16 protein-coding genes and 1 pseudogene are annotated in these 18,748 nt (G+C 66.7%); 7 read left to right on the forward strand and 10 right to left on the reverse strand.

Going from position 1 to position 18,748, the window contains the following annotated elements:
* Positions 1–16 precede the first annotated feature (16 nt).
* Together P0M04_RS08605 and P0M04_RS08610 are read left to right on the forward strand one after the other, a co-directional pair.
* Positions 17–697: an ABC transporter ATP-binding protein gene (locus P0M04_RS08605; protein ID WP_259448472.1), complete on the forward strand. Its 681-nt coding sequence runs from the start codon at positions 17–19 to the stop codon at positions 695–697.
* Positions 698–707: 10 nt separating this feature from the next.
* Entirely contained in the window at positions 708–3,116 is a 2,409-nt protein-coding gene (locus P0M04_RS08610; RefSeq protein WP_259448473.1) for an ABC transporter permease, read from the forward strand.
* A gap of 1 nt (position 3,117) precedes the next feature.
* On the opposite strand, the gene P0M04_RS08615 is transcribed toward P0M04_RS08610, so the two are convergent.
* Positions 3,118–3,597: an FKBP-type peptidyl-prolyl cis-trans isomerase gene (locus P0M04_RS08615; RefSeq protein WP_259448474.1), complete on the reverse strand. Its 480-nt coding sequence runs from the start codon at positions 3,595–3,597 to the stop codon at positions 3,118–3,120.
* A 100-nt stretch (positions 3,598–3,697) separates the two neighbouring features.
* Positions 3,698–5,575 carry a potassium transporter Kup gene (locus P0M04_RS08620; RefSeq protein ID WP_259448475.1) on the reverse strand — a complete coding sequence of 626 codons (1,878 nt, stop codon included), beginning with the start codon at positions 5,573–5,575 and terminating at the stop codon, positions 3,698–3,700.
* A 215-nt stretch (positions 5,576–5,790) separates the two neighbouring features.
* Between P0M04_RS08620 and rarD the strand changes: the two genes are divergently transcribed.
* Both rarD and ettA read left to right on the forward strand, forming a co-directional pair.
* A complete protein-coding gene (rarD, locus tag P0M04_RS08625) occupies positions 5,791–6,675 on the forward strand; it encodes an EamA family transporter RarD (RefSeq protein ID WP_258851521.1) in 885 nt (294 codons plus the stop codon).
* 118 nt (positions 6,676–6,793) lie between these two features.
* Entirely contained in the window at positions 6,794–8,461 is a 1,668-nt protein-coding gene (ettA, locus tag P0M04_RS08630; RefSeq protein ID WP_259448476.1) for an energy-dependent translational throttle protein EttA, read from the forward strand.
* 6 nt (positions 8,462–8,467) lie between these two features.
* Here the strand turns inward: ettA and trxB are convergent, their stop codons facing one another.
* Genes trxB through mrtJ form a run of 8 tightly spaced genes read right to left on the reverse strand, consistent with a single transcriptional unit; the run spans position 8,468 to position 16,460 of the window.
* Positions 8,468–9,406 (reverse strand): thioredoxin-disulfide reductase, encoded by a 939-nt coding sequence (gene trxB / locus P0M04_RS08635; protein WP_259448477.1) that lies wholly within the window; start codon positions 9,404–9,406, stop codon positions 8,468–8,470.
* A gap of 4 nt (positions 9,407–9,410) precedes the next feature.
* The gene (dsbD, locus tag P0M04_RS08640) at positions 9,411–11,189 is read right to left on the reverse strand and encodes a protein-disulfide reductase DsbD (protein ID WP_259448478.1); all 1,779 of its coding nucleotides are present in this window, start codon (positions 11,187–11,189) and stop codon (positions 9,411–9,413) included.
* The gene (locus P0M04_RS08645) at positions 11,186–12,100 is read right to left on the reverse strand and encodes an FAD:protein FMN transferase (protein ID WP_259448479.1); all 915 of its coding nucleotides are present in this window, start codon (positions 12,098–12,100) and stop codon (positions 11,186–11,188) included. The genes dsbD and P0M04_RS08645 overlap by 4 nt, the downstream gene beginning before the upstream one ends.
* Positions 12,094–13,239 (reverse strand): DUF3570 domain-containing protein, encoded by a 1,146-nt coding sequence (locus P0M04_RS08650; protein WP_259448480.1) that lies wholly within the window; start codon positions 13,237–13,239, stop codon positions 12,094–12,096. The genes P0M04_RS08645 and P0M04_RS08650 overlap by 7 nt, the downstream gene beginning before the upstream one ends.
* 10 nt (positions 13,240–13,249) lie before the next feature.
* Complete coding sequence (locus tag P0M04_RS08655) at positions 13,250–13,459, reverse strand: DUF4266 domain-containing protein (protein ID WP_259448481.1); 210 nt, start codon at positions 13,457–13,459, stop codon at positions 13,250–13,252.
* Complete coding sequence (locus tag P0M04_RS08660; protein WP_259448482.1) at positions 13,456–13,968, reverse strand: TlpA family protein disulfide reductase; 513 nt, start codon at positions 13,966–13,968, stop codon at positions 13,456–13,458. Before P0M04_RS08660 ends, P0M04_RS08655 begins: the two co-directional genes overlap by 4 nt.
* Entirely contained in the window at positions 13,965–16,085 is a 2,121-nt protein-coding gene (locus P0M04_RS08665; protein WP_259448483.1) for a choice-of-anchor D domain-containing protein, read from the reverse strand. The genes P0M04_RS08660 and P0M04_RS08665 overlap by 4 nt, the downstream gene beginning before the upstream one ends.
* Before the next feature lie 18 nt (positions 16,086–16,103).
* A complete protein-coding gene (mrtJ, locus tag P0M04_RS08670) occupies positions 16,104–16,460 on the reverse strand; it encodes a JDVT-CTERM system glutamic-type intramembrane protease MrtJ (protein ID WP_259448484.1) in 357 nt (118 codons plus the stop codon).
* Between the two features lie 273 nt (positions 16,461–16,733).
* Here mrtJ and P0M04_RS08675 point away from each other — a divergent pair, with 273 nt between their 5' ends.
* The 3 genes and pseudogenes from P0M04_RS08675 to P0M04_RS08685 all read left to right on the forward strand — a co-directional run.
* Positions 16,734–17,297: an REP-associated tyrosine transposase gene (locus P0M04_RS08675; RefSeq protein ID WP_259448485.1), complete on the forward strand. Its 564-nt coding sequence runs from the start codon at positions 16,734–16,736 to the stop codon at positions 17,295–17,297.
* Positions 17,298–17,492: 195 nt separating this feature from the next.
* On the forward strand, positions 17,493–17,810 hold the full coding sequence (locus tag P0M04_RS08680; RefSeq protein ID WP_259452990.1) for a transposase: 318 nt from the start codon (positions 17,493–17,495) through the stop codon (positions 17,808–17,810).
* 20 nt (positions 17,811–17,830) lie between these two features.
* Positions 17,831–18,670, forward strand: a pseudogene (locus P0M04_RS08685) (IS3 family transposase); the annotation flags it as partial.
* Positions 18,671–18,748 lie beyond the last annotated feature (78 nt).

Below are 18,748 nucleotides of genomic sequence, written 5' to 3' on the forward strand. Positions count from 1 at the left end.
ACAACGAAGGAACGACATGCTCCGACTATCAGGCGTCAGCAAGATCCACACGGCGGGCGAAGTCCGCACCACCGCCCTCGACCGCATCGACCTCGAGATCGCGGCCGGCGAATACGTCGCCATCACGGGGCCGTCCGGCTGCGGCAAGTCCACGCTGCTGTCGCTCCTCGGCCTGCTCGACGTGCCGACGTCCGGCGAATACTGGTTCGAAGGCCGCAACGTGGCCGGCTGGAGCGAGGCGAAGCTGAACGCGCTGCGGCGCGGGAAGATCGGCTTCATTTTCCAGAGCTTCAACCTGATCGAGGAATTGACCGTGTTCGAGAACGTCGAACTCGCGCTCGAATACACGGGCATGCCCGCGGCCGAGCGCCGGCGGCGCGTGCGCGACATGCTCGAGCGCCTGGGCGTGGCGCACCGCGCCGGGCACCGGCCGTCGCAGCTCTCGGGCGGCCAGCAGCAGCGCGTGGCGATCGCGCGCGCCCTCGTGGCCGGGCCGGCCATGCTGCTGGCGGACGAACCGACCGGCAACCTCGACACGGCCCACGGCGACGAGGTCATGCGCCTGCTGCGCACCATCAACGCCGAGGGCACGACCGTCGTGATGGTCACGCACTCGCCGGCGCACGCGGCGCAGGCGTCGCGCACCCTGCGCCTGCTCGACGGCCGCATCGTCGTCGACGCGCTGCTGGCGGCATGAGGGGGACACGATGAACCTGCGCGATTTCCGCATCGGCTGGCGCCTGCTCGTCAAGGAGCCCGCATATTCCGCAGTGGTGGTGCTCGGCCTCGCGGTCGGCATCGCCGTGTGCTTTTTGCTGCTCGGCTTCGTCCGGCACTCGTTCTCGTACGACGAGCACGTGCCGGAACGCGAGCGCGTGGTCCAGTTGCAGGAGCGCTGGAACCTCGCCCTGCTCGGCAACGACTGGGGCACGACCGCCAGCTTGCCCGCGCGCGACGCGGCGCTGGCCAGCGGCCAGAAGGTGCTCGCCACCGCCTTCCTCGACCGCGGCGTCAACGTACGCGCGGGCGGCCGGGCCCTTGCCTTCGGCGTCGCGCTGGTGGATCCCGACTTCGAGAAGATCTTCGCGCCGCGCGTCCTGGCGGGCGACCTGCACGCGGCCCTCACGCGGCCGGAGGCGCTGGCGCTGACGGCGGACACCGCCCTGAAGGTATTCGGCCGCGTCGACGTGGTCGGGCGCACGCTGCAGGGCGACGGCCAGACGTACGTGGTGGCGGCCGTCGTCGCCAACCCGCCGGCCGCCACCACGCTGCCTTACGAGGCACTGGCCGGCACGGGCGGCGTGATCCTGCCGCCCGACGCGCGCCGGTTCGCCGGGGTCGCCTGGGGCTTTTCGCCCGGCCGGGTCTACCTCAAGCTGCTGCCGGGCGCCGACGCCGGCGCGGTGCTGGACGCGCTGCGGCGCGGCCTGCGCGCATCGCCGCTCGTACAGCGCGACTATGCCCAGCAGGTCGCGGCGCTGGGCGGGCGCGACCTGATCGATTACCGGCTGCAGCCGATCGCCGACGTGTACCTCGCGCCCGACCTGAACGACCTGTTCGCGCCGCACGGCAACCGCCACGGCGTGATCGGGCTGGGTGCCGTCGCCGTGCTGGTGCTGCTGCTGGCCGCGACCAACTACGTCAACCTGGCCACCGTGCGCACCTTGGCGCGCCAGCGCGAGATCGCCGTGCGCAAGGTGCTGGGCGCGTCGGCGCCGGCCGTGGCGCGCCAGTTCCTGGCCGAGTCGGTGCTGGTCTGCCTGCTCGCGACGGTCCTCGGCCTGCTGCTGGCGTGGCTGCTGCTGCCGGTCTTTGCCGACCTGGTACAGCGCAAGCTGGACGGCATGTTCAACGTTGTGTCGCTAGCGGCGACGCTGGCATTGGGCGTACTGCTTGGCCTGGCCGCCGGCGCCTATCCCACCTGGTCGGCGCTGCGCGTGCGCGCCACCGCCGCCCTGGCCGGGCGCGGGTCGAGCGAGACCGCGCGCGGTTTGTGGATCCGGCGTACGCTGACGGCGCTGCAGTTCGGCGTCGCCATCGGCCTGACCGCCACGACGCTCGCCGTCGCGTGGCAGACGCGCTACGCCAGCACGCTCGATCCCGGCTTCGATACCGCGCCGCTCCTGATGTTCCCGGCCGCGAACGACATGCGCGATCCGCGCACGCGCGCCCTGCGCGACGCGATCGCGCGCCTGCCGGGTGTCGCGGGCGTGGCGGTCTCGCACTTGCCGTTCAGCGTCGGCCACAACATCGTCACCTTGCGCCGCGCCGGCGGCACGGCCACCGACATCAACCTGTACGCGGTGAGTCCCGAATTCTTCGACGTCTACGGCGTCAAACCGGTGGCCGGGCGCCTGTTTGCTCTCGCGTTCGACAAGTTCGGCGACGAGGACCGTGTGGTGATCAATGCGGCGGCCGCGCGCCAGCTCGGTTTTCCCACGCCGCGCGATGCGGTCGGGCAGATGGTGACCAATACGGCGGGCGACAACCGGCCGAAGCGGATCGTGGGTGTGGCGCCGGACCTGCGCCAGCGGTCGGCACGCGACGGCCAGCAGCCGAGTGTGTTCTTCCTGAACGATCGCGTGGGCGGGTTCACGGTCCGCTGCAGCGGGAACGTCGATGACGTCAGGCGCGCCATCGAAGCCCTGTGGCCGCGCTACTTCCCCAACGAGCCCGTGGACGTGGTGCGCATGCCAACGCTGATCACCGACATCTTCTACGCCGACGACCTGCGCCTGGCCAGGCTGCTGGCGGCGGCGAGCGCGATCGCGACGGCGATCGCCGCCTTCGGCATCTACGTGCTGGCCGCGTACAGCGTGCGCCGGCGCGAGCGGGAGATCGTGCTGCGCAAGCTGTATGGGGCCGGCCCCGCGGCGATCGCAACACTGGTGGCGCGCGAGTTCGCCGCGCTGGTCGGTGCCGGCGCGGTGCTGGGATTACCGTTCGCGTGGGTGGCGATCCAGCGCTGGCTGGGCGCCTTCACCGAGCGTGCGCCGATCGGCGCCTGGACGCTCGTCGCCGCGCTGCTGGTGGCGGGCGTGGTGGCGCTGGTGTCGACCCTGCGCCACGCACTGGCGGCGGTGCGGATCCGTCCCGCTAGCGCGCTGCGCGAATGAATCAGCAGGCCGCGCTGCCGCAGACTTTAACCAGTTCGACTTCGAACACGAGGCCGGTGTTGCCCGGGATCGCGCCCGGCACGCCGCCCGCGCCGTAACCCAGGCTGCTCGGGATCAGGATCGTGCGCTTGCCGCCGACCTTCATGCCCTGCACGCCCTGGCCGAAGCCGGGAATCACGGATTCGTTGGTGCCGACGGCGCCGATGACGAAGGTGAACGGCTTGCCGGGCTGCGAAGAGTCGAACTTGGTGCCCTTGAAGTCGGCGGCGGCGGCGCTGTACAGCCAGCCCGTGTAATTGACCTGCACGCGCGCACCGTTGACGGCTTCGGCGCCCGTACCGATCGAGATGTCGGTCTTGGTCAGTGCGGCGGGATTGTTGACGACGGGAGGGGTGGTGCTGCCCGAATCGCCACCGCCGCCGCATGCGGACAGGCTCAGGAGGGCGGCGAAGGCGGCGGCCAGCGGGAAGGACAGTTTCATGGGACTCCTACGGGACAGATTGGATGGTTGATCGGTGGAAGACCGAACCTTACCAACCCGTCCTGCAAGCGTCTGTTGCGTATTTGTATGCCTTTGTAATTCAGATCTCGACCTGGGTGCCCAGCTCGATCACGCGGTTGGTCGGGATTTGATAATAATCCGCGGCCGTGCGGGCGTTGCGCTGCATCGCGACGTACAGGTGCTCCCTCCACGGCATCATGCCCTGCCCCGGCACCGAGATCACGGTCTGGCGCGCGATGAAGAACGACGTCTCCATCATCTCGAATTCGAGGCTCTTGGCGGCGCACAGGCGCAGGATGTCCGGGATGTTGGCCTCGTCCTTGAAGCCATAGGCCACGTTCAGCTGGTAGCAGTTGTGGCCCAGCGGGACGACCTCGACCTGCTCGCTTTCGGGCACGTACGGCTCTTCGCGAATGTGCACGGTGAGGAACACGACGCGCTCGTGCAGCACCTTGTTGTGCAGGAGGTTGTGCAGCAGCGCGTGCGGCACGCCGTCCGTTTCGCTGCGCAGGAAGATGGCGGTGCCGGCCACGCGCGCGGGCGGTGCCACGAACAGCGACTGGAGGAAGTCGTCGAGCGGGATCGCGTGCTTTTCCAGGTTCTCGAACACCAGTTCGCGGCCGCGCTTCCAGGTCAGCATGATCGTCAGCAGGACCGCGCCGAGCAGCAGCGGGAACCAGCCGCCGTGCAGCAGCTTCAGGGTGCTCGCCGAGAACAGCATGATGTCCATCACCATGAAGAAGCCGGTGGCGCCGAAGCAGAGCCACAGCGGCAGGTGCCAGCGGTAACGGATCACGAAGAACGTCAGGATCGTCGTCGCGAACATGGTCGCCGTCACCGCGATGCCGTAGGCGCCGGCCAGCTTGTCCGACGAACCGAAGCCGACGACCGCCAGCAGCACGACGATCAGCTGCAGCCAGTTCACGGCCGGGATATAGATCTGGCCGATCTCGCTCTCCGACGTGTGCATCACGCGCATGCGCGGCAACAGGCCCAGTGCGATCGCTTGCCGCGTCATCGAGAACGTGCCGGAGATCGTGGCCTGCGACGCGATCACGGTCGCCATCGTCGACAGCAGCACGAGCGGCAGCACGCTCCAGCTGCCCAGCTGGTGGAAGAACGGGTTCTCGAGCGCTTCCGGATGCGTGATCAGGAGGCCACCCTGGCCCAGGTAGTTCAGGGCCAGCGCGGGGAACACGACCATGAACCAGGCGAAGCGGATCGGCTTCTTGCCGAAGTGGCCCATGTCCGCGTACAGCGCCTCGGCGCCGGTGAACGCCAGCACGACGGCACCCAGCGCGACGAACGCGATCATTTTCTCGCGCAGCATGAACTGGAACGCGTGCAGCGGGTTCAGCGCATGCAGGATCACGGGCGCCTGCACGATGTTGATGACGCCCATGACGGCCAGCGCCACGAACCACACGACCATGATCGGGCCGAACCAGCGGCCGATGCCGGCCGTGCCGTGGCGCTGCACGCTGTACAGCCCCACCAGCACGACGATCGTCAGCGGCACGACGTATTTTTCCAGACCGGGCGTGGCCACTTCGAGACCTTCGATCGCGCCCAGCACGGAGATCGCCGGCGTGATCACGCTGTCGCCGTAGAACATGGTGGCGCCGAACACGCCCAGCACCATCAGCACGTAGTGCCAGCGCGACGTGCGCGTGACGGAGTTCAGCGCGAGCGCCATCAGGGCCATGATGCCGCCCTCGCCGCGGTTGTCGGCGCGCAGCACCAGCGTGACGTATTTGAGCGAGACGATCATCGTCAGGCCCCAGAAGATCAGGGACACGATGCCCAGCAGGTTCGGCGTGCTCAGGGCCAGGCCGTGGACGGGATCGAAGATGGTCTTGAGCGTGTACAGCGGACTGGTGCCGATGTCGCCGTAGACGATACCGACCGCCGCCAGCGTCAGCCCTGCCAGGCTGCTTTTCTTATGTTCTGCCGTCAAGGTTTCACCGTTTTGTTGTTCTGGTGCGTTGCACAATAGAATAATTGACAAGGAAAGACAAGAGCGCGTCCTTTTGCCCGGACGCTATTCTCTCAAAGTCTGCATCAATGGAAGCGGACCGAGCGCACGCCTCGGCTGCCGGAAAACCGGACCCGCCAGCAAGGCCGCGTCCGTTCAGGGATAATGTCAGACCGTTCACCCGTATCACGCCTCCCATGAACACCGGCATCCTGTCCGCCGCCCTCGCCTTCCTGTGCTGGGGCCTGTTTCCGTTGTATTTCCACGCCATCGACGAAGTGCCGCCGCTGCAGATCCTCGCGCACCGCATGCTGTGGTCGCTGCTGTTCCTCGTGATCGTACTCGCCGTGCGCCGCCAGTGGGCCTGGCTGAACCTCGTGCGCCAGCCGCGCGTGTTCGGCAGCTTCGTCGCATCGGCCCTGCTGCTCAGCGTCAACTGGCTCATCTACATCTGGGCCGTGAACAACGGCCACGTCATCGAGGCGAGCCTCGGCTATTTCATCAATCCGCTCGTCAACATCATGTTCGGCTCGATGCTGTTGAAGGAACGCCTGCGGCGCACGCAATGGATGGCGATCGGCGTCGCGGCGCTGGGCGTTGCCTGGCTGACGTGGCAGGCCGGCAACGTTCCCTGGATTGCGCTGGCGCTGGCCGTGTCGTTCGGCGGCTACGGCCTGCTGCGCAAGACGGCCGCGCTCGGCGCTTTGGAGGGGCTGTCGTTCGAGACGATGGTCCTGTTCCCGCTCGCGGCTGCCTACGTCGTCTGGCTCAGCGTACACGGCCAGAACACCTTCATCAACACGGATTCGAACACGACGCGCCTGCTGCTCGTCGCGGCCGGACCGATCACGGCGATCCCGCTGCTGCTGTTCGCGGCGGGCGCGAGAAAAATCCCGCTGTCGATCGTCGGTTTGCTGCAGTACATGTCACCCACCCTGCAATTCCTGCTGGGCGTATGGCTGTTCCACGAAGCATTTACTCCAGACCGCCTCGTCGGCTTCGTGCTGATCTGGCTCGCGCTGGCCCTGTTCGCGGCCGAAGGCCTGCTGAATCGGCCGCAGCCGGTGGCCAAACAAGCTTGAGTCGCCACAAACCGGGGTCAGAGCCCGAATTTTGGCAATTTCCTAAAATCGGGCTCTGACCCCGGTTTTTTTTCCGGTATCCTGTCGTCCTTATTTTCAAAATAGAAGCACGTTACTAATGGCCAATTACGTCTACACCATGAACCGCGTGGGCAAGATCGTCCCACCGAAACGCCAGATCCTGAAGGACATTTCGCTGTCGTTCTTCCCGGGCGCGAAGATCGGCGTGCTGGGCCTGAACGGCTCGGGTAAGTCGACCCTGCTGAAGATCATGGCGGGCATCGACACCGACATCCAGGGCGAAGCGCGCCCGATGCCGGGCCTGAACATCGGCTACCTGCCGCAGGAACCGCAGCTCGATCCGGAAAAAACCGTGCGCCAGGAAGTGGAAAGCGGCCTGGGCGAAGCCTTCGAGGCGCAGGCGAAACTGGAAGCCGTGTACGCGGCGTATGCCGAGGAAGACGCCGACTTCGACGCGCTGGCCAAGGAGCAGGAGCGCCTGGAATCGATCATCGCCGCCTCCGACGGCGGCAACCTGAACCTGCAGCTTGAAATGGCCGCCGACGCGCTGCGCCTGCCGCCGTGGGACGCCAAGATCGGCGTGCTGTCGGGTGGCGAGAAGCGCCGCGTGGCGCTGTGCAAGCTGCTGCTGTCCAAGCCGGACATGCTGCTGCTCGACGAACCGACCAACCACCTGGACGCCGAATCCGTCGAATGGCTGGAGCAGTTCCTGCTGCGCTTCCCGGGCACCGTCGTCGGCATCACCCACGACCGCTACTTCCTCGACAACGCCGCCGAATGGATCCTGGAACTGGACCGCGGCCATGGCATCCCCTGGAAGGGCAATTACTCGTCCTGGCTGGAGCAGAAGGAAGCCCGCCTGAAACAGGAAGAAGCGACGGAATCCGCGCGCCAGAAGGCGCTGGCGAAAGAGCTCGAGTGGGCGCGCCAGAATCCGAAGGCACGCCAGGCCAAGTCGAAGGCGCGTCTTTCCCGCTTCAACGAACTGTCCGAATACGAATACCAGAAGCGCAACGAGACGCAGGAGATCTTCATCCCCGTCGCGGAACGCCTCGGTAACGAAGTCATCGAGTTCAAGAACGTGTCGAAAGCCTTCGGCGACCGCCTGCTGATCGACAACCTGTCGTTCACCGTGCCGCCGGGCGCGATCGTCGGCATCATCGGCCCGAACGGCGCCGGTAAGTCGACGCTGTTCCGCATGATCGCGGGCGTCGAGCAGCCGGACAGCGGCGAAGTCGTCATCGGCAAGACCGCGAAGGTCTCGCTCGTCGACCAGTCGCGCGACAGCCTCGCCGCGAACAAGACCGTGTTCGAAGACGTGTCCGGCGGCGCCGACATGCTGTCCGTCGGCCGTTTCGAGATGCCGTCGCGCGCCTACCTGGGCCGCTTCAACTTCAAGGGCGCGGACCAGCAGAAACTCGTCGGCAACCTGTCCGGCGGTGAACGCGGCCGCCTGCACCTGGCCAAGACGCTGCTCAAGGGCGGCAACGTGCTGCTGCTGGACGAACCGTCGAACGACCTGGACGTCGAAACCCTGCGCGCGCTGGAAGACGCGCTGCTGGAATTCGCGGGCAGCGTGATGGTCATCTCGCACGACCGCTGGTTCCTCGACCGCATCGCCACGCACATCCTCGCGTTCGAAGGCGAGTCGCAGGTCACCTTCTTCAACGGTAACTACCAGGAGTACGAAGCCGACAAGAAGAAGCGCCTCGGCGAAGAAGGCGCCAAGCCGAAGCGGATCCGCTACAAGCCGCTCACCAGCTAAGCTACTTTATTTCTCCAGATAGCGCTGGGCATCCAGCGCCGCCATGCACCCGCTGGCGGCGCTGGTGATCGCCTGCCGGTAGATGTGGTCTTGCACGTCGCCGGCCGCGAACACGCCGGGAACGCTCGTGGCGGTCGCCAGGCCGTTGCGTCCCGCGCGCGTCACGATGTACCCGTTTTCCATCTCCAGCTGACCCGCGAAGATGCCAGTATTCGGCTGGTGGCCGATGGCCACGAACACGCCGTGCACGGGCAGCACGCGGATGCCGCCGCGGACACCCCGCAGGCGCAGCGTGTGCACGCCGGCCGCATCGCCCAGCACCTCGTCCACCGTGTGATTCCACAGGACGTCCACCTTGCCCTCTTCCACGCGCGCCAGCAGGCGCTCCACGAGGATCGCTTCCGCGCGCAGATGGTCGCGCCGGTGGACCAGCGTCACCCTGGACGCGATGTTCGACAAATACAGCGCCTCTTCCACGGCCGTGTTACCGCCGCCGATCACGGCGACTTCCTTCCCGCGATAAAAGAAGCCGTCGCACGTCGCGCAGGCCGAGACACCGCGCCCCATGAAGGCCTGCTCCGACGGCAGGCCCAGGTAGCGCGCGGACGCGCCCGTGGCGACGATCAGCGCGTCGCACGTGTAGTCGCCCTGGTCGCCGGACAGGCGCAGCGGCCGTTCGTGCAGATGCGCCGTGTGGATATGGTCGAACACGATCTGCGTGTCGAAGCGGCGCGCGTGCAGTTCGAAGCGGTGCATCAGATCGGGACCCTGCACACCATCCGGATCGGCGGGCCAGTTCTCGACGTCGGTCGTCGTCATCAGTTGTCCGCCCTGCGCTACGCCGGTGACGAGCAGGGGGTCCAGGTTGGCGCGCGCCGCGTACACGGCGGCCGAATAGCCTGCCGGGCCGGAACCCAGGATCAGGACCTTGGCATGTTTTTTCATGATGTCAGGACGCGAAGTGGCGGGACAGGTGCTCGGCGAACCGTTCGGGCGCCATGAACCCGATGACGCGACCCTCCGGCACTTCCTTGCCCTGCTTGAACAGGATGATGCCGGGTGGTCCGAACAGGCCGAATTTCTTCATCAGCGCGCGGTCTTCGTCGTTGTTGGCGGTGACGTCGACCTGCAGCAGGCGCACCTGCTTCATCTGCGCTTCCACCTTCGGTTCGGAGAACGTAAAGCGCTCCATCTCCTTGCACGACACGCACCAGTCGGCATAAAAATCCAGCATCACGGCCGTGGGGGACGATGCGAGCACCCGATCCAGTTCGGCCAGCGTGCGGATGCGCTCGAACTTCTGCGCCTTGCCCTCGGCCGCGGCGGCGACCTGCGTACCGCGCAAATGCGCCAGCGGCTGCAGCACGTCGTGGCCCGCGCTGGCGGCGCCCACCAGTTCGAACAGGCCGCCCGTCAGCAGCACGAGGCCCAGCGTTTTACCGGCATATCGGCCCAGTCCCGCGCCCGCGGCGACGGGTTCGGACACGCGCAGGAACACGGCGCACAGCACGGCGAACGCGCCCCACAGCAGCATCGCGACGGTGACCGGGAACACGGGCGTCACCATCCAGATGGCCACCGCGAGCAGCAGCAGGCCGAACACACGCTTGACGTGGTTCATCCACGCGCCGGCGCGCGGCAGCAGGCTGCCCGCCGAGACGCCCGTCAGCAGCAGCGGCACGCTCATGCCGGCCGCCATCGAAAACAGCGCCCAGCCGCCCGTCCACACGTTTTTCGTCTGGCTGATGTACAGCAGCGCGCCCGCCAGCGGACCGGCCACGCACGGGCCCACGATCAGCGCGGACAAGGCGCCCATCACGAACACGCCGGCGAACCGGCCGCCGCTCATGCGGCCGCTCGTCGAGCTCAAACGGCTTTGCAGGCTGCTGGGCAGCTGCAGCTGGTAGACGTCGAACATCGACAGCGCCAGCACCACGAGCAGCGCGCCGAACGTCAGCAGCACCCACGGCTTCTGCAGCGCGCCGGCGAGACCTTCACCGGCCAGGCCGGCCGCCACGCCGAGCGCCGTGTAGACGAGCGCCATGCCCAGGCTGTACGCCAGCGCGAGGATAAAACCTTTGCTGCGCGAGACGTTGCCCTCGCCGACGATGATGGACGACAGGATCGGCACCATCGGCAGCACGCACGGCGTGAACGACAACAAGAGGCCGAACGCGAGGAACGCGAGGCCGATGCGCCAGGCGCTGCCCGATTGCAGCGTGCGCTGGGCCAGCGAGCTGTCGTCTTCGTGCGCGGGCGCGGGCGCGGGCGCCGCCTCCTGTGTCGCGAGTTTCAGCGCACCCGGCGCCGCCGGGTCCACCGTGAACGCGACTTCGGCGGGCGGATAGCACAGGCCCGCATCCGCGCAGCCCTGGTAGCCCACGCGCAGCACGAACGGCGTCTTCGCATCCGTCTTCACGGGCAGGTCGGCCGCGAGTTGCCCGGCATACGTCTCCATCTCCTTGTTGAAATTGCTGTCGAACTTGCGCACGCCGTCCGGCAATGCGGGCACGCCGACTTGCGGCGCGTCGAACACGAGGCGGTCGCGGTACAGGTGGTAGCCGGGCGCGATGGCCCAGGTGACGTGAACGATGCCGCCTGTCCGCAGTTCGGCGCTCGGCTTGAACGCCTGTTCGGGCGGCAGGAAATCGTCGGCCGCAACGGCTGTCCGGCCCAGCGTGCTGGCCAGCAGGATGAGCGCGGCCATCCATCGAAAGAGCTGCTTCATGATGCGTAATCTCCTGAAATACTGTGGTGATGCGCTTGTCCCGTGCTGTCGATGGCGAAGTACGCGAGCCCGCTGGCGGCGAGGAAGGACAGGCCCTCAAGCTCCTTCAGCATGGCGATGGTCGACACGCTGCCGCCCAGCACGGCCAGCGGCGCCAGCACGCTCACCGAGCGCCAATGCGACACGGGCATCCCCGTGCGCGGATCCAGTACGTGGCAATAGCGCTTGCCGTCCACGTCGAAGAACCGTTCGTAGTCGCCGCTCGTCGTCAGCGCACCGTGGCTCACGGCGATGCTGGCGACGGTGCCATCCGGCTTGCGCGGGTCCTGGATACCGATGCTCCACAAACGCCCGTCGGGTTGCGGCCCGATGAAGCGCATGTCGCCGCCGAGGTTCACGTAGCCGTGCCGCACGCCGCGCTCCTGCAGCAGCGCACAGGCGCGGTCGGCCGCGTATTCCTTGCCGAAGCCGCCGAAGTCGATCTCCATGCCGGCGCGCGGCAGGTAGACGGCACCGTCCTCGCGCTGCACGGCCGTCCAGTCCACCAGCGCCAGCAACGGCGCCAGGTCGCGGGCATGCGGCACGCACGGCTTACGAAAATCCCAGGCGCGGCGCAGCACGCCGGACGTGATGTCGAACAGGCCGCCGCTGGCGCGGTGGAGGTGATCCGCGTAGTCGAGCAGCTGTGCCGTCTCTTCGTCGCATTCCACCCGGTAGCGCCCCGCCGCGGCATTGATGCGGCTGACGATGCTGTCGGCGCGGTAGCGCGAATACGTGCGCTCGATGCGCCGCACTTCCGCGATCGCCGCCAGCGCCAGTTCTTCCGCCGCGTGTCCGTCCGGCGCGGCCAGCCTGATTTCACAACGGCTGGCCATCGCATCGAACGGAAAGCGGTAGATGCCGTCTACCATCGCCGCGTCAATCCGACCTGGAAGATGCGGGCGTGCAGCGGCGCCAGACCCGGACTGCCGTCGTGGAACAAACGCCAGTTGCCGCGCTGCTCGTAGCCTTCGACCTTGACGTCGACGGTCCACAGCTTGCCGATCTCGCGCTGGACCTTCAGCCCCACCGTGACGGCACCGAAGCCGGACAGGCGCTGGTCCGGCGACGACAACCGGTTCGGATCGGCATTGGCAAAACCGGGCGGGAACGGCGGACCGAGCGTGCCGTCGTACACGGGGTCGTAATAGAAGTACGCGGCGCTCTGCGTGGTGAGGCGCAGTTCCGGCACGATGCTCCAGCCGCCGCCGAGCGGCTGCACGTATTCTCCGGACAGCGTGTGCGCGCGGATGCGGAACGAGTCGCTGTAGTAGCGGTAGGACAGGCGCGACGTGCCGCCCGTGCTGTCCACGAAGTGGTTCCAGCGCAGCAGCACCGTGTTCTGGCGGCGCGAACGGGGGCGGTTGTCAAACAGTTTATACGGATCGTTGAAGTAACCGTCGCCGTTCGTACGCGTGAGCGTCAGTTGGCCGATGTCGTTCGGCGTCAGCACGCGCGTCACGCCCACGAGCACGCTGACCGTGCGCTTGTGCTCATCGACGACGACGTGGTTCACCGGATCGATGCTGTCGCGGCTGCCCGCGACGCCGAATGCCCACGTCGTGTTGTTGTCTTCGCTGGACAAGGTACCGTTCAGCGACAGCGCGCGCGACACGTAATCGTGCTCCGTCGAATACGCGGCGCCGGCCGTCAGGGTGCCGCGCCGGAAGTAGCGCGTGACGGCGAAGTCGCCCGCCTTTCTCTCGTCCTGCATATGCGAGGCACCGGAGATGGCCGTGTGATAGCGCGGCGAGGCGCCGGACACGTCGTCGGCCGTCAGCGTGCCTTCGATGGACCAGTCGCCGGCGACGGGCGCCGTCACCGAGATCGACGGCGAGTGCGCGCGGATGCGATCGAGGCCGCTCTGGCGGTCGGCGTAGTCGAGATAGCGCAGGCTGATGCTGCCGCCCTGCGGCGGTTCGTCGGCCAGCGCCTGCACGCCGGGCAGCAGCAGCGCGGCGGCGAGCAGCGAAGCCGCCAGGTCCTGGGGAGGTTGTCTGGATGTCGTCAATGGAGTCTCCTCAGTTGCAGCCGCAGCCGCCGCCACCCACACCCGCGCCACCGGATGCGGCCTCGCGGCTCGTGTAGATGTGGTCCGCGTAGCGCGTTTCGAGCTTGTCGCCGCCGAAGGTCATCTCGGGCTTGGCCAGCTTGCCTTTTTCCCACGGCTGCACGGTGGCGCAACCGGCCAGCGCCAGCAGCGCCGGCACGATCAGAACGAAACCCTTCATTGCGTACCTCCGAGGGCTTTCTTGATCACCTGCTCGAGCTCCGCGCGGTCGGCCTCCTTGAAACCCGCGTGCTCGTACAGGACCTTGCCGTCCGGTCCGATCAGGACGCTGCTCGGCATGCCCTTGATGCCGTACGCGCGCGGCGTGGCGCCGGCCGGGTCGAATGCGATCGCGAAGCGGGCCGGCGTCTCGGCGAGGAAGCGGCGCGCGTCGTCCGTCTTCGCATCGAGGTTCACGCCGACGACCTGCAGCCCGCGTGCGCCGTACTTCGCCTGCATCTCGTTCATCCACGGGAAGGACTGGCGGCACGGGCCGCACCACGAGGCCCAAAAATCCACGTACACGAGCTTGCCCTGGTACTTCGCCAGTTGCACCGTGCCGTCCTTGCCCGGCAGGTCGAACGCCGGGGCCGCCGCCCCCTTGTCGAGCGCGGAGGCGCCGGATGCTTCCAGCGCGGCGGCCAGCACCAGTGCCATGCGCAATACGCGCGTCGTCGTCCGGGCGCTCATTTGCTCACCTCCTTGCGCCAGGGTTTGACAACTAAGCGACGCCAGCCCAACACACCGAACGACAGCACGACCAGCAGCGCCAGCACCGGATCATTGCCGTCCTTGATGGACGAGCAGCCGCCGCCACCCGCGTTCTGCGGCGCTTGCACGGTCTGCACATTGCCCTTGCCGGTCAGCGCGACATTCCACGCGCCGCCGCCATCGGCCGCCAATGCGAGACTGCCGGCGGCATCGCCCGCACCCACCGGCGTGAAGCGCACGACGAGGTCGCAGCTCGCACCCGGCTGCAGGGTGAACGGCACGGCCGCGCAGGCGCCCGTATCCGCCTGCAGCGCGTACGGACCCGTGAACGTGGCGGCCGTCACCGTGGCCGCGTTGGCGCCAGTATTGGTCAGCGTGAAGCGGTGCGTGGGCGACGTGCCGTTGACGTCGGCCACGCCGAAGTCGAAGGATTGCGGATTCACGGTCAGCATCGGCACAGGCACGGCGACGCCGGTACCGCTCAGTGCGACGGTGAACTGGTTGCCCGCATCCGTCATCAGGACGAGGGTCGCGGCGCGCTGGCCGGCGGCCGTCGGTTTGAAGCCGACGTCGATGGTGCAGCTGCTTGACGCGGCGACGGACACATTCGTCGCGCAGGTGCCACCCAGGACGAAATCGGACGCCTGCGCGCCGTCCAGCACGAGCGATGACACTTTCAGCGCGGCCGTGCCGCCGTTCGACAGCGTGATGGTATGCGTCGCGGCGCTCTTGCCCACCTGCGTGTCCGCGAAGGCGACGGGGCCCGCTTCCGACAGCGCCGGTTTCGCTGCCGGCGCCGTGGTGCCGGTACCGCTGATCGACACCTGCAGCGGCGCCGCGTTCGACGTGACGGCCAAGGTGGCCGCGGCCGCGCCGGATGCTGTCGGTGCGAACGCCAGGGTCACGGTGCAGTTGGCGCCCACGGCCAGCGTCGTGCCGCAGGTTTTATTGGCAATGGTGACGGTGGACGCGCCCGAGACGGCGATGCCGTTCAGCGTCAGCGCCACGTTGCCCGTGTTGGCCAGGGTCACGGTCTGCGTCGCGGCCGGTGCGCCGATCGTCTGCGTGCCGAATGCCACGGCGGACGGGTTCGCGGTGACGGCCGGTGCCGCTGCGGACACGGTGCCGGACAAGGCGACCGTCACGGCGCCGTTGGACGCGTTCGATGCCAGGGACAGATTGCCGCTGAACGCGCCGTTGGCGGACGGATTCGCCGTCACGGTCACGGTGCAGCTGCCGCCGGCTGGGACGGACGTCCCCGTCGCGCATGTGCCGCCCAGCGTGAACACGCCCGCGTTGGCGCCGCCGACGGTGATGCTGCTGAATGTCAGCGCGGCCTGGCCCGTGTTGTTGACGGTAATGCTCTTCGCGGGCGACGCGGTGCCGGCGACGAGGGCGCCGAAGTCGAGCGCGTTAGCCGACAGCGCGACGGTCGCCTGCGCGACGGCGTTGCCGGTGCCGGAGAGCGCCACGGTGCTGGAACCGCCCGTCGCATTGTGCGCGATGACGAGCGACGCGCCGCGCGCACCGGACGCGGTGGGTTTGAAGGCGACCTGCACGGTGCAGCTGGTGCCCGCCGCGAGCGACGTGCCGTTGGCGCAGGTGCCCCCGCTGACGGCGTAGTCGCCCGCAGCCGCGCCGGACAGGGTCAAGGTGCCCACGTTCAGCGCCGCGTTGCCCGTGTTGGACAAGGTGGTGGCAAGGGGCGACGCCGACTGGCCGATGGTCGTGGCCGCAAAGCTCAGCGAGGCCGGGTTGACGGCGGCCGCGGGTGCGGCGGTCACGGTCGGGTTGCCGATGAAGGCGGCGAGGTCCGCGATTTCCGCCGTCGTGAATTTGCCGTTGAACAGCGTGCCCATGCCGCCCTTGTTGGCGCTGAAGGCGCTGCTGATCACGTCCGGTTTATTGGCTGCGGCGAGGATGCCGTTGACGTTGGCGGCGGGCGACGGCCCGTGGCACGACGCGCAGGACGTGCCGCCACCGGTCGGCCCGTTCAGGTACAGGTTCTTGCCGTTCAGCGCATCGGCCGCGTGCACGGCCGGGACGAACGCGAGCGCGGCGAGAACGGTATAAACACTTCTATGCAGCCCGATCATAGTTACTCCCAGATTCGTTCAAAGGGCACAGCCACCAAGGGCCAGTGCATTCATCCCGCAGTGCGCCAGCGCGCACCAGCGCCAGTCGCGCCCGTGCTGGTAGAGCAGCGCGAGCGCCAGTCCCGGTGCCAGCACGAGCCCCGCCGCATGCCGGCCGGATCCGACGTGCAGCAGCGCGAACGCGGCCGCCGACACGACCACCGGCAGCAGCGCCAACGCCGTGCGCCGGATCAGCCACTCCTGCAATCCGGCGCGCACCACCCACTCCTCCAGCACGGGCGCCAGCAACAACAGGCGCGCCAGCGCGGCGGCGTCGGGCGCAACGAGCTGGCCGGTGCAGACCAGGTGCTGGGACAGCAGGGCAATGGGTGGCATGTCAGCTTGTTACTGCGGAAATCGTCCGGTTAATACCGGCCGTTGTGAAAAGGTTCAGTCCGTTTGAAAAAAAATTCACCGGACGAACAAATGACGACCATTGCGGTGTCAAAACATCATGTTTGCCATATCCGCCACACGGTTTAATGCGCGGAAATGGATCGTCGTTTAAGCGATATCGTGGGTAGAATCGTTGTGGTTGAGACTCTTCAACTCGTGCGCGTTTGCGCCAGATCGACACGGCATGGCTGCGCCGCTTGGCAGACTACGTTCATGACACATTACCGCGACAACCGGGTCCCGGGCGGGACCTTTTTCTTCACGGTGCGCTTGCTGGATCGGGACAGCACCTTACTTACGGACCATTTCTCGGCTTTCGGCGAAGCGATGCGCCAGGCGCGTATCCGCAAACCGTTCCACGTCGATGCCTGGGTCGTGCTGCCGAATCACGCGCACGCCATCTGGACCCTGCCGCCGGGCGACCACGACTGCGCGTCGCGCTGGCGCGCCGTCAAGATCGCCTTTTCCAAGGCGCTGCATAAAGCCTGCCTGCCGGGCGGCAAGAAGGCGAAGGGCGATGGCGGCACGGGCGACGGCACCATCTGGGAGCGTCACTATCGCGACTACCGCGTGGGCGACGACGAGGAATACGCCAGCCTCGTCGACTACGTGCACAGCAATCCGATGCGCCACGGCCTTTGCCAAAACCCATCGGAATGGCCGTGGTCGTCGCTGCACCGCTTTATCTCGGCCGGGTTCACGCCGCCCGCGCTGCCGCTGGCGCTGCCGCCGTGGATGCGGCCGGCAGGCCAGCGCGGGCGGACCGTGCGTCCGTAAAGTTCGGGGTCAGAGCACTTTTTGGTGCACGATCTTCAACGCAAGTTCAAGCAGCCGCTTGTAGCCGGTAGCGGGTTCAACGCGCGTATGTGGACTGCCATCGAGGATCCGCTGCGCAGCAGGAAATTGATCGAAAATGTGCTCTGAGGTGTACCGGGTTTAGTGGACATCCCAAATAGAGGACAATGCGTTCCCATGGATAAGACTAAACCTGCTCCTACCGAGCGCAGAGAGTTCACGAAGGCTTTCAAGCAAGAGGCGGTCACACGCCTGAAGGCAACTGATAACGCGACAGCCTTGGCACTGGAGCTTGGCGTGCGGCGCAACGTGCTCTACAAATGGGCCGAGACGCTTGAGAAAGCTGGCGCCGAGAAGGCGTTCAACGGCCCAGGGCGGCCGTTGGCACAGGACGAGGATGAGTTGACCCGGCTGCGGCGGGAAAATGAGCGGTTGAAGATGGAGAACACCATCCTAAAAAAGGCCGACGCGTACTTTGCGAAACGCAAGCCGTAAGGTACGCCTTTGTTCATGAGCATCGCAAAGAGTTTCCGATTGCGATGATGTGCCGGTTGCTGGAGGTGAGCCGAAGCGGTTGTTATGCCGCACGTGAGCGCGAGCCGAGCATACGCAGCCGCGAAGACGTGGCGCTACGTAGTCGCATCGAAGAACTGCACGCAGAGCAATGGCACGCGCCAGGCGTCATCAAAACATGGCGTTTGCTACTTGCTGAAGGTGTAAATTGCAGTCGTAACCGCGTGGCCAGGATACGTCGGATCGCTGGCATCGAAACCCGCCGCATGGCGCGGTTCAAAAAGATGCGGACGTATCAAAAGACCGAGCCGCCGGCGGAAGACCTGGTCAAACGCCAATTTGCCGTAACGCTGCCCAATCGGGTCTGGGTCGGCGATATGACGCAGATCGCAACAAGGAAGGGACCTTTGCATCTTGCCGCCTTCGTCGACCTGTGCACGCATCGTGTCATCGGATGGGCCACTGCAACGAGCCAGACAGCGAACCTGGCCGTGACAGCGCTGCAAGCTGGTATCGCACAGCGAAAGCCTGTCAACGGGATGATCTGCCATACGGATCAGGGCTCGCAGTTTTCCTCAGCCATGTTTCGCAATCATCTGCGCGACAACCAGATACGCCCAAGCATGAGCCGCAGAGGAAACTGCCACGACAACGCCGTGGCGGAGAGTTTCTTTTCGAACCTGAAGAACGAGCTGACGCACCACACGATCTATGAAGATCAGCAGTCGGCACTAGCCGCCATTACCGCCTACATCGACGTGTATTACAATCAGCAACGACTTCATCAGACGCTCGGCTACCGTACGCCAGCTGAAGTCGAAAAAATGCACGGGTGTACCTGATTTAACCTGTCTACCAAACCGGTGCATCTCACTCTGACCCCGAATTTTGCGGGCGAAAAAAAAAGGCCTGCATGGCAG

The organism is Telluria mixta, assembly GCF_029223865.1.
Taxonomy (GTDB): domain Bacteria; phylum Pseudomonadota; class Gammaproteobacteria; order Burkholderiales; family Burkholderiaceae_D; genus Telluria; species Telluria mixta.

Excerpts from the sequence above, each read along its gene's own strand:
- P0M04_RS08605 (WP_259448472.1), top strand. The coding sequence starts at position 17 with ATGCTCCGACTATCAGGCGTCAGCAAGATCCACACGGCGGGCGAAGTC.
- P0M04_RS08610 (WP_259448473.1), top strand. The coding sequence starts at position 708 with ATGAACCTGCGCGATTTCCGCATCGGCTGGCGCCTGCTCGTCAAGGAG.
- P0M04_RS08615 (WP_259448474.1), bottom strand. The coding sequence starts at position 3,597 with ATGAAACTGTCCTTCCCGCTGGCCGCCGCCTTCGCCGCCCTCCTGAGC.
- rarD (WP_258851521.1), top strand. The coding sequence starts at position 5,791 with ATGAACACCGGCATCCTGTCCGCCGCCCTCGCCTTCCTGTGCTGGGGC.
- ettA (WP_259448476.1), top strand. The coding sequence starts at position 6,794 with ATGGCCAATTACGTCTACACCATGAACCGCGTGGGCAAGATCGTCCCA.
- trxB (WP_259448477.1), bottom strand. The coding sequence starts at position 9,406 with ATGAAAAAACATGCCAAGGTCCTGATCCTGGGTTCCGGCCCGGCAGGC.
- dsbD (WP_259448478.1), bottom strand. The coding sequence starts at position 11,189 with ATGAAGCAGCTCTTTCGATGGATGGCCGCGCTCATCCTGCTGGCCAGC.
- P0M04_RS08645 (WP_259448479.1), bottom strand. The coding sequence starts at position 12,100 with ATGGTAGACGGCATCTACCGCTTTCCGTTCGATGCGATGGCCAGCCGT.
- P0M04_RS08655 (WP_259448481.1), bottom strand. The coding sequence starts at position 13,459 with ATGAAGGGTTTCGTTCTGATCGTGCCGGCGCTGCTGGCGCTGGCCGGT.
- P0M04_RS08660 (WP_259448482.1), bottom strand. The coding sequence starts at position 13,968 with ATGAGCGCCCGGACGACGACGCGCGTATTGCGCATGGCACTGGTGCTG.
- P0M04_RS08665 (WP_259448483.1), bottom strand. The coding sequence starts at position 16,085 with ATGATCGGGCTGCATAGAAGTGTTTATACCGTTCTCGCCGCGCTCGCG.
- mrtJ (WP_259448484.1), bottom strand. The coding sequence starts at position 16,460 with ATGCCACCCATTGCCCTGCTGTCCCAGCACCTGGTCTGCACCGGCCAG.
- P0M04_RS08675 (WP_259448485.1), top strand. The coding sequence starts at position 16,734 with ATGACACATTACCGCGACAACCGGGTCCCGGGCGGGACCTTTTTCTTC.
- P0M04_RS08680 (WP_259452990.1), top strand. The coding sequence starts at position 17,493 with ATGGATAAGACTAAACCTGCTCCTACCGAGCGCAGAGAGTTCACGAAG.